The 9,218-nt window shown below is 69.1% G+C and carries 8 protein-coding genes; 5 read left to right on the top strand and 3 right to left on the bottom strand.

From position 1 onward, the window contains the following. From D7Y21_RS38155 to D7Y21_RS38135, 5 genes are all read left to right on the top strand, one after another. Positions 1-560, top strand: a 560-nt coding sequence (locus tag D7Y21_RS38155) for an energy transducer TonB (RefSeq protein ID WP_147469500.1), incomplete at its 5' end; no start/stop codon positions are given. 31 nt (positions 561-591) lie between these two features. After that, positions 592-1,347 carry a MotA/TolQ/ExbB proton channel family protein gene (locus D7Y21_RS38150; protein ID WP_120565357.1) on the top strand — a complete coding sequence of 252 codons (756 nt, stop codon included), beginning with the start codon at positions 592-594 and terminating at the stop codon, positions 1,345-1,347. Further along, entirely contained in the window at positions 1,331-1,750 is a 420-nt protein-coding gene (locus D7Y21_RS38145; RefSeq protein WP_121718329.1) for a biopolymer transporter ExbD, read from the top strand. Before D7Y21_RS38150 ends, D7Y21_RS38145 begins: the two co-directional genes overlap by 17 nt. A 145-nt stretch (positions 1,751-1,895) precedes the next feature. After that, entirely contained in the window at positions 1,896-5,090 is a 3,195-nt protein-coding gene (locus tag D7Y21_RS38140; protein ID WP_121718328.1) for a TonB-dependent receptor domain-containing protein, read from the top strand. Positions 5,091-5,122: 32 nt separating this feature from the next. Beyond that, the gene (locus D7Y21_RS38135) at positions 5,123-6,508 is read left to right on the top strand and encodes a hypothetical protein (RefSeq protein WP_121718327.1); all 1,386 of its coding nucleotides are present in this window, start codon (positions 5,123-5,125) and stop codon (positions 6,506-6,508) included. A 64-nt stretch (positions 6,509-6,572) separates the two neighbouring features. Here the strand turns inward: D7Y21_RS38135 and D7Y21_RS38130 are convergent, their stop codons facing one another. The 3 genes from D7Y21_RS38130 to D7Y21_RS38120 form a co-directional block, all read right to left on the bottom strand. After that, complete coding sequence (locus D7Y21_RS38130; protein ID WP_121718326.1) at positions 6,573-7,145, bottom strand: hypothetical protein; 573 nt, start codon at positions 7,143-7,145, stop codon at positions 6,573-6,575. Beyond that, positions 7,142-8,377, bottom strand: coding sequence for an AAA family ATPase (locus D7Y21_RS38125; RefSeq protein WP_121718325.1), 1,236 nt, complete (start codon positions 8,375-8,377; stop codon positions 7,142-7,144). Before D7Y21_RS38125 ends, D7Y21_RS38130 begins: the two co-directional genes overlap by 4 nt. Positions 8,378-8,514: 137 nt before the next feature. Beyond that, positions 8,515-9,012, bottom strand: a complete 498-nt coding sequence (locus D7Y21_RS38120) for a hypothetical protein (protein ID WP_120565364.1) — start codon at positions 9,010-9,012, stop codon at positions 8,515-8,517. Positions 9,013-9,218 lie beyond the last annotated feature (206 nt).

The following is a 9,218-nucleotide window of genomic DNA, read 5'->3' as shown; positions in this document are numbered from 1 at the left end:
CCCCGCCTCCGCCCGTCGCGAAGCCGCCGCCCCGCGCCGCGCCGCCTGTCGCCAAGGCCGCTCCTCCGCCCGCGGCGATGCCCACCGTCGCTCCCGCGCCGCTGAAGGCCCCGGACGCGGTGCCGCTCGACAAGCCGCCCGAGGCTGAGAAGGAGGTCGTCGCCGCGGCGCCCATGGCCGTCGGTGGCACGGGCACGCTCGTCCCTGGTGGTGTGGTGGGTGGCACCGGCAGCGGCGAGGGCATGGCCATCGGTGGTGGCCGCGCGCAGCCCATCAATCTCCCGGAGGCGGGGACGCCGCCGGAGCCGCTGGCCTCGAACCTCATCCCCGAATACCCGTCCGACGCTCGCTCCAAGGGGCTGGAGGGGATGGTCATCCTCAAGGGCGTCGTCGAGGTCGACGGCCGCGTCACCGGCCTCAAGGTGATGCGCGGCGATGAGCCCTTCGCCAGCGCCGCGCTGTCCGCCGCGCGCACGTGGCGCTTCAAGCCCGCCGTCGTGTCCGGTCAGCCGACCGCCGTCTTCCGCATCTTCAAGGTCCCGTTCCGCCTCAAGTCCTGACGCCTTCCTCCCCCTTCGGAAAGCCACAGCCATGAACTTCAATCTCAAGGAAATCTACGCGCACATGGGCGTCTTCGCCCTGGGCATCGCCTGGACGCTGATCGCCTTCGCGGTCGCGTCGCTGGCGGTCTTCTTCGAGCGCCTGTTCGTCTACTTCCGCTCGCGCGCCGCGTCCCGCCAGTTCGCGGGCCGCGCCGGTCCGCTGCTCGCGCAGCAGCAGCACGACGCGCTGGTGAAGGAGGCGGACGGCAACAAGAGCAGCCACCTGGCGATGATGCTGGGCGGTGGCATGAAGACGTTCCTCGCCAAGTCCCGCGCCCCCGCCGGGAAGCTGGGCGCGGTGGAGCTCACGCGGCGCGACCTGGTGCGCATCAACGAGCGCATCACCGCGGACGTGCGCCGGGGCATGTCGGTGCTGGCCACGGTGGGTTCGGTGGCGCCGTTCGTCGGTCTGCTCGGCACGGTGGTGGGCATCATCGAGGCCTTCGCCGGCATCGCGAAGGAGGGCTCCGGTGGCCTGGGCGCGGTGTCCGCCGGTATCGCGGAGGCGCTCGTCGTCACGGCGCTGGGCCTGCTGGTCGCGATTCCCGCGGTGCTGATGTTCAACTTCCTGTCCACCCGCGCGGACGCGCTGCTGCTCTCCCTGGAGCAGGCCCGCAGCGAGTTCATGGACCACCTGGAGGACATGGCTGGCGACAAGCGCGCGGCGGCGGCCCACGGTGGCTCGCACGGCGCCACGGACGTCGTCTCCACGCGGACCGAGGCGGGCGATGTCGGCCACGCGTAAGAGCAGCCTCACGCCGGAGATGAACGTGACGCCCCTGGTGGACGTGGTGCTCGTCCTCCTGATCATCTTCATGGTCGTCACGCCGCTGATGACCAAGAACCTGTGGATGAACGTGCCCGCGAAGCCGGACAAGAAGGAGGACACCACGCCTCCGCCTCCGGACGCGAAGCCGCCCGTGGTGCTCACGGTGGACAAGGCCGGCACGCTGCGCATCAACCACGAAGAGGTTCCGCGCGACCAGGTGGTGGTCCGCCTGCAGCGCATGTTGAACGCGCGCGCGGACAAGATCGTCTTCTTCGACGCGAGCGACGCGGTGCCATACGGAAGTGCGATGGAAGTGCTGGACCTGGCGCGGGGCGGGAACATCACCGTCGCCGTGCTGCCGGAACGACTGGCGGACTGACTCCAGGCGCCCCGCGCGCGGCTCGTGAAGCCGCGCGCGGTTCGTGACGCCGAGTTTTCCCGCCGCCGCCACAGACGTCACAAACCCTTCATCCCAATGCCACGGGCGTCGCGTTGAGTGCGCGTCGCTGTCGGCAAGGAGAGCCGTGTTGTCTCGTTCAAGCTTCGTGCGCGCCTGCGTGGCGTCACTCGTGCTCATCACCCTGCCTGCCTTCGCGCAGGCGCCCGGCGCGGACTCCACCGCGCCCGCCGCGCCTTCGCCCTCCGCGTCTCCCGGCCAGCAGCCGGCCGGAGAGATTCCCCCTCCGCCGGGCAGCACGCCCGCGACTTCCGCCCCGTCGCAGCCGGACGGCGCGCTGCCCACCAGTCCCGCGCCGTCCCTCGGCACGCAGCCCGGCAGCACCGCGAACCCGCTTCCCGCGCAGCCCGGCAACGCGGATCCATCGCAGGCCGCACAGCCCTCTGCTCCCGCGCAGGCCTCGCAGCCCACGAATCCTTCCGCTCCCGCGCAGGCCTCGCAGCCTGCGGATCCTTCCGCTCCGGCCGCCGCTCAGTCCGGGACGCCGGCCGACGACACCACGCCTTCCGACGAGGCCACTGCTTCCGATGAAGCGGCCATGGACGATGAGGCCCTGGCCGAATCCTCCACGCCGCCTGCGGGCTTCACCGGCATCTACGGCCGGCTGACGGACGAGGCCAACGGGGAAGGCCTCATCGAGGCCACCGTGAAGGTCGTGACGGGCGCCGACAAGCAGGCCCTCACGGACCTGGACGGCAACTACCGGCTCGCGCTGCCGCCGGGCAAGTACGACCTGCGCGCCTTCTACGACGTGTACCAAGGCCGCCGCATCACGGGCGTCGTCGTCACGCAGGGCAAGGCCACGAAGCTGGACGTCGCGCTCAGCACGGACGTGGGCGCGGTGCAGGAGGTCGTCGTCGAGGCCCGCTCCGACCGCCGCGCGGAAGGCGCCCTGCTCCAGGACCGCAAGAAGGCCGCCGCCGTCTCCGACGCCATCAGCGCGCAGGAAATCGCCCGCACGCCGGACTCCAGCGCCGGTGACGCCGTGAAGCGCGTGGTCAGCGCCACGGTGGTGGACGGCCGCTACGTGCTGCTGCGCGGCCTGGGTGGCCGCTATGCCACCACGCTCCTCAACGGCGCGCTCCTGCCCAGCCCGGAGCCGGACGAGCCCAGCGTTCCTCTGGACCTGTTCCCCACCAGCCTGCTCGCCAACCTCAACGTGGTGAAGAGCTACACGCCGGATCTGCCGGGCACCTTCGGCGGCGGCACGCTGCTCATCGAGACCAACACCTATCCCTCCCAGTTCGAGTTCAAGCCGCGCCTCACCCTGGGCGGTGACACCGTCACCACCTTCCGCGAGCGCAACTCGCAGGCGCAGGGCGGCTTCGGTGAGACGCTGGGCTTCGCTTCCTCCGACCGCTCCCTGCCGGACGCGCTCCCCCGCGACCACCGCCTGGGCGCGGGCGGCGAGACGGCGCAGCAACTGGAGAGCCAGTGGGAGAGCTTCTCCAACGTCTGGGAGAAGCGCACCACGCGCGCCGTCCCCAACATGGGCCTGGGCGCGTCCCTGGGTGACACGCTGCGCTTCGGCAACCAGCGCCTGGGCTACCTGGCCACCGTCAACTACGGCCACCGCGACGGCGTGCAGACGGGTGACTTCGCCCGTGCGGCCCGCGACGAGTCCGGCAGCCTCATCTCCCAGGACGTGGCGCGCACCACGCAGGGCTTCTCCACCGCGAACCTCAGCGGCCTGGCCAGCGTGGGCTACCAGTTCGACCGCGACAACGAGCTGACCCTCTTCAGCCTCTACACGCGCGGCACCGACACGCGCACGTACACCGCCAACGGCAACAACAACGTGCGCGGCGACACCTACGCCAGCACCCGCCTCCAGTTCATCACCCGCGCGCTGTCCTTCACGCAGCTGCGCGGCTTCCACCGCCTGGGGCTGCTGGGCGACTCCGAGGTGGACTGGCAGGCCAACATCTCTCGCGTGGACCGCGACGAGCCCGACACGCGCGACACGCTCTACAGCGCCGCCCTCAACAACCCGGACGCGCAGCTGTCCTTCCCCAACCAGCCCAACAGCGGCGAGCGCTTCTTCGCGGAGCTGGGCGAGACGTCCACCGGCGGCAGCCTCAACCTCACCCTGCCCTTCACCTCCGACTTCCGCCTGAAGGTGGGCGGCCTCACGCAGGTGTCCTTCCGCGACTTCAACGCGCGCCGCTTCCGCTACCTGCTCACCAACGAGCCGGTGGACCGCACCCTGTCCCCCGAGCTGCTCTTCTCGCCGGACAACGTGGGCACCTCCATCAGCGTGCGCGAGACGACGCGCGCGGATGACGCCTACAACGCCTTCCTGGGCATCTACGCCGGCTACGTGTCCGCGGACTACAAGCCCGTGGAGCCGCTGCGCCTGGTGGGCGGCGTGCGCCTGGAGGCGTCCAACCAGCAGCTGACGCTCAAGGACCCGTTCACCGGCGTGGAGAGCGACTCCGGCGGCGCGGACCAGAACTACCTGGACGTGCTGCCGTCGCTCAACGCGACCTACGCGCTGTCTCCGGAGGTGAACCTGCGCGCGGGCTACAGCTACACGCTGGCGCGGCCCACCTTCCGCGAGCTGGCGCCCTTCATCTTCTTCGACTTCGTGCGCCGCCGGAACGTGTCCGGCAACCCCGACCTGTTGGAGACGCGCATCCACAACGTGGACCTCCGCGCCGAGTGGTTCGTGGGCGAGAACGACGTGCTTGCCGCGAGCGCCTTCTACAAGCGCTTCCAGAACCCCATCGAGCGCGTCATCCGCAACCCTGACTCGGGCGACCTGGGCTTCGAGAACGCCGCGGGCGCGGACAGCTACGGCGTGGAGCTGGAGGCGCGTACGTCGCTGGCGCGCTTCAGCCCCGCGCTGCGTCCGGTGCGCGTGGGCGCGAACCTGACGCTCATCCAGTCACAGGTGGACCTGGGTGACTCCGCGCTGGGCGCGCAGACGAACAAGGACCGTCCGCTCCAGGGCCAGTCCCCCTACGTGGTCAACGTGAACGTGGGCTACGAGCGGCCGGAGAGCGGCACGGAAGTGGCGGTGCTCTACAACGTGTACGGCCAGCGCATCAGCGAGGTCGGCGTGCAGGGCCTGCCGGACGTGTACGAGCGGCCCTTCCACCGCGTGGACATCAGCCTCACCCAGAAGCTCGGCACGACGCAGCTGAAGCTGACCGCCGCGAACCTCCTCAACGCGTCCGTCACCCTGCGCCAGGGAGACGTGACGGTGCAGACGTACAAGCCCGGCGTGGCGTTCACCGCGTCGCTCGGCTGGGCCCTGTAGTTCCTCCCATTCCCCTGAAAGGACGCACCGACATGAAGAGCCTCTTTGCCTCCGTCCTCACTCTCTCCAGCCTCGCGCTGCTCTCCGGCTGCGGCGACGACGACGACAAGAACAACGGCAACCCGGACGGCGGTGACCCGCAGGCCACCGAGCAGGACGTGAAGGGCAGCATCCAGGGCGACACGACCTGGAAGGCCGGCACGACGTACACCCTGAAGGACTACGTGTTCGTGGAGAGCGGCACGCTCACCATCGAGCCGGGCGTCACCGTCAAGGGCGACATGGGCAGCGCGCTGGTCATCACCCGTGAAGCGAAGCTGAACGCGGTGGGCACGGCGGAGAAGCCCATTGTCTTCACCAGCTCGAAGGCGGTGGGCTCGCGCGAGGCCGGTGACTGGGGCGGCGTGGTGCTCCTGGGCAAGGCGTCCATCAACGTGGCCGGCGGCGAGAACACCATCGAGGGCTTCTTCGCCACGAGCGGTGACACGCGCACGAAGTACGGCAGCGCCAGCAACCCCGACGACGCGCACGACTGCGGCAAGCTGAAGTACGCGCGCATCGAGTTCGCGGGCTACGAGCTGGCCGAGGACAACGAGCTCAACGGCCTGACGACGGGCGCGTGCGGCACGGCGACGGACATCGACTACGTGCAGGTGCACAAGGGCGCGGACGACGGCGTGGAGATGTTCGGCGGCACTGCGGGCCTGAAGCACATCGTCATCAGCCAGCCGGACGACGACGGCCTGGACTACGACCTGGGCTGGCGCGGCAAGGTGCAGTTCCTGGTGGTGCAGCAGAACGCCATCGTGGGCAACCGCGCCATCGAGGCGTCCGGCAACAAGAACGACAACGGCGCGCAGCCGCACACGGTGCCGGAGATCTGGAACGCGACGTTCATCGGCTCCGGCCGCGCGGCGGGCACGACGCCGGCGCAGGAGGGCCTGGTGTTCAACACGGGCGCGGGCGGTCTGCTGCGCAACGTCATCGTGGCGAACTTCGCGGACTCGGCGGTCGACGTGGACGGCACGGCCTCCGCGGCGCTGTGGAACGCGGCCACCCCGGAGCTCTCCATCCAGAACGCGCTCTTCTGGAACAACAAGGGTGACTCCGTCTCCATCCCGAACGCGCCGAACCCGAAGAAGGACGCGTCGGGCGCGGTGACGGATCCGGACGCGAGCAAGTTCGCGGAGGCGGAGAAGGTGCTGGCCACGGGCCTGAACAACAAGGTCGTGGACGCGCAGCTGACGGCGGCGACGAACCTGGACGCCCCGAACTTCACCCCGGCGACGGGCTCCCCGGCGCTGAACCCGGACAACGCGGCCACGCCGGGCGCGGGCTTCGACACCAGCGCGCGCTTCGTCGGCGCGGTGGGCCCCACCAACTGGCTGGCCGGCTGGACCGCGTTCCCGCAGGAGTAGGCTTTCGGTGAACATGGACCGCGTGCTCCCGGCAGCGCCGTACGGGGGCACGCGGTCTTCTTTTTTACGGCTGGACCAGTCCCTGTCGGACGAGTTCCTTGGCCAGGAAGGGGAAGTGCTTCCGCAGGTGCCGGAAGGCCAGGTCCCCATCCCGATAGCTGTCGTAGTACGCCGTCCTCGCGGTGATGAACTCATCGTCGTTGAGGTCGAGGCGATCGATGGTGTCCTGGACTCGCTGCTGGACCTGCGCTGGCAGCCCCGCGCCAGGAGTGACCTGCAACGTGGACAAGTCGAGTGCGAACCAGCCGTCCTGCACTTCGAACGGGTCGAGCACGTCCTCGAAGGCGTTCTTGCGCGCGTTCATCCGGCTACAGGCCAGCCGGTAGTTGCTCCACTCGTAGGCCAGTGCGCGCTGCTTCGACTTGGGCAGCAGGTGGTCCACGGAGAGCGCACCGGTTCCACGCGGGATGTACAGGCACGAATAGGCGCAGACGCCCCTGTAGGCGGCCCAAAGCTGGAGGCTGCACTGCCTCCAGTGGGGACGAAGTTCGTCCGTGCCCTGGAGGTCTTCCTGTCCCTTCTGACGAACCCGGGCATCGAAGTCCGCGGGCTCTGGCTGCGGGGCGACGTGGATCATGGGTCGATGCCCGCGGCCTCCGCGCGCGCAAGCCATCGTGGCCAGAAGGGGTCCGTGTCGCGGAGCACCCGGTAGAGCGCGTTGTGGATGCGGCGGACCTCTTCGATGGGGAGGTTCGGGTCCTTGAGCGCGGCCTTCGCCGCCGTGATGGCCTGCTCGGCCTCCACGGAGCGGGGTTCCTTCAAGTCGAACACTTCAGAGGTGAGCCAAGCGTTGGCGTCTCCGCGTGGACGCCACTCCGCCTTCGTCGCCTGAACCTCCCGGTCCACCAGGTCGAACATGAAGAGCGCATCCTGCGCCTCATCGAACAGGGGCTCGGCGGAGGCCAGGACCAGGGGTGAGTGCGTGACGGCAATCACCTGGACCTTCACGTCCTCGCGAAGCGCGCGGACGACTTCGAGCAGGGAGGGAAGAATGAGCCGCTGCCACCGAGGATGGAGATGGGACTCCAGCTCGTCGACGAGCAGCACGATGTGGTCCGTCACGGGTTCATTGCGGAACTCCGCTGCGCGGACGTGCTCTTCCCATGCCCAGACCAACAAATATGCGAGTCCGACAATGCGCTTCACCGCGGCGGAGGCATGCGTGAGCGGCACGACTCCATAGGGCATCTGAAGGGTGGGAATATCCCGAACGTCATCGATGCTGATGCGCGTTGGCTCGCCTGGAACAAGCGGCTCATGTGCTCCTGGCGAGAGTGCCGCCAAGACTTTCTTCAACCGCTGAAAGGGCTCTGCGTTCTTGATCTGCCATGCCACCCAGTCATGGATCAGACCGTTGCAGAGCGTCCGCCCGTCTTTCTCCAAGCGATTCCAGAGTTCGTCAGGCGTGAAGTCGTAAGCAGGCAGGCTGGGCACCAGGGAGTGCCCGTCCCGCCGTCCATTCCGGATCCGATCCCAGAGGGAAAAGCTCCCGTCGACCCGCGCGTAGACGGTCAACCCGTTCTCGGGAGGAACGAATATCTGCACATCCTGCGCTCCGAGTTCGTGATGGATGTGAGTCCGACTGTTCACGCCCCGGATGTCAGCCGCGATAAAGGACCGGCCTTTCCAGTCAGCCCTACGTAGCGAGGGGGCGTCATCCCAGTGCCGCGTCAGCGCCCACCACGCCAGCTCCAGCACGAACGTCTTGCCCAGCCCGTTGTCGCCGGTCAGCAAGTTGAGGCGCGGAGCGAACTCGAACGAGAGGCGCGAGCTGGGGCCCACGCCCTCCATTACCAACCGCTCAAGCATCCTGGGCCTCCTCCTTCGGCATCATGGCTGCCTCCTTACTTCAACTTCGAGGCTCCACCCCAGTTCAGCACCCCGCCGAAAACAACGCGGCCCGACACTCCCTCGCAGGAGCGCCGGGCCGGAGGCCAGGGGACCGGCTACGACTGAAGGCTCGCCGCCGCCTCGTCCTGCCCGCCGTCCGCGCCGTTGCCGCCGTCCGTGAAGAGGTTGGCCACCGGGCGCAGCTTGGGGGGACGGCCGCGGCGGCGCGGGGCGTTGTCGTCGTTGCCCGGCGCCGCGCCCACCGGCTCCACCTGGGCCTGGCCACCCTTGCGCACCGGACGCGGCAGGTGGATGGCCTCCAGCTTCGCTCCCAGCTCCGCGTCGTCCTCCGCGAACACCTTCGCGTACGCCAGCGCACGCTGGCCCTTCTGGAGCAGCGACTCCTGGCTCTCGTTCAGCTCCTGCCTCGCCGCGTCCAGCGCCGCCTGCACCCTGGCCACCGCCTCCGCCTTCTCACGCACGTGCGCCGCGGACTCTCCCAGCACCGCGGTGTCCACGTCCGGGAACTTCACGTCCGCCAGGTCCGTGGCGAACAGCTCGAGCAGCGCGCGCAGCGCGGGGGAGATGGAATCGTTCTCGGGGGTTTCGAACATGGACAGGCCTCCTCACAAGGCGTCGTTGGACGGCGCCTATCTGCCCAGATGTTCAGTGCCCTTTCAAGGGGGTCTTCTAACAGGCCGGAAAGTCGGCCCCGCAGCCACCGTCAAGGCCGGTGCTGATCAATCCACCCGCACCAGCCCCACCTCTCGCACCCCCGCCGACGGATCCACGTCCACCGCCAGGTAGTGCCGGCCCACCC

Origin of the sequence: Corallococcus sp. AB045 (assembly GCF_003668895.1) — a bacterium.
Classification (GTDB): domain Bacteria; phylum Myxococcota; class Myxococcia; order Myxococcales; family Myxococcaceae; genus Corallococcus; species Corallococcus coralloides.
Note: the sequence above shows the minus strand (reverse complement) of the source record. Positions and strands in the feature narration are given on the sequence as shown.

Excerpts from the sequence above, each read along its gene's own strand:
- D7Y21_RS38120 (WP_120565364.1), bottom strand. The coding sequence starts at position 9,012 with ATGTTCGAAACCCCCGAGAACGATTCCATCTCCCCCGCGCTGCGCGCG.
- D7Y21_RS38125 (WP_121718325.1), bottom strand. The coding sequence starts at position 8,377 with ATGCTTGAGCGGTTGGTAATGGAGGGCGTGGGCCCCAGCTCGCGCCTC.
- D7Y21_RS38145 (WP_121718329.1), top strand. The coding sequence starts at position 1,331 with ATGTCGGCCACGCGTAAGAGCAGCCTCACGCCGGAGATGAACGTGACG.
- D7Y21_RS38130 (WP_121718326.1), bottom strand. The coding sequence starts at position 7,145 with ATGATCCACGTCGCCCCGCAGCCAGAGCCCGCGGACTTCGATGCCCGG.
- D7Y21_RS38150 (WP_120565357.1), top strand. The coding sequence starts at position 592 with ATGAACTTCAATCTCAAGGAAATCTACGCGCACATGGGCGTCTTCGCC.
- D7Y21_RS38135 (WP_121718327.1), top strand. The coding sequence starts at position 5,123 with ATGAAGAGCCTCTTTGCCTCCGTCCTCACTCTCTCCAGCCTCGCGCTG.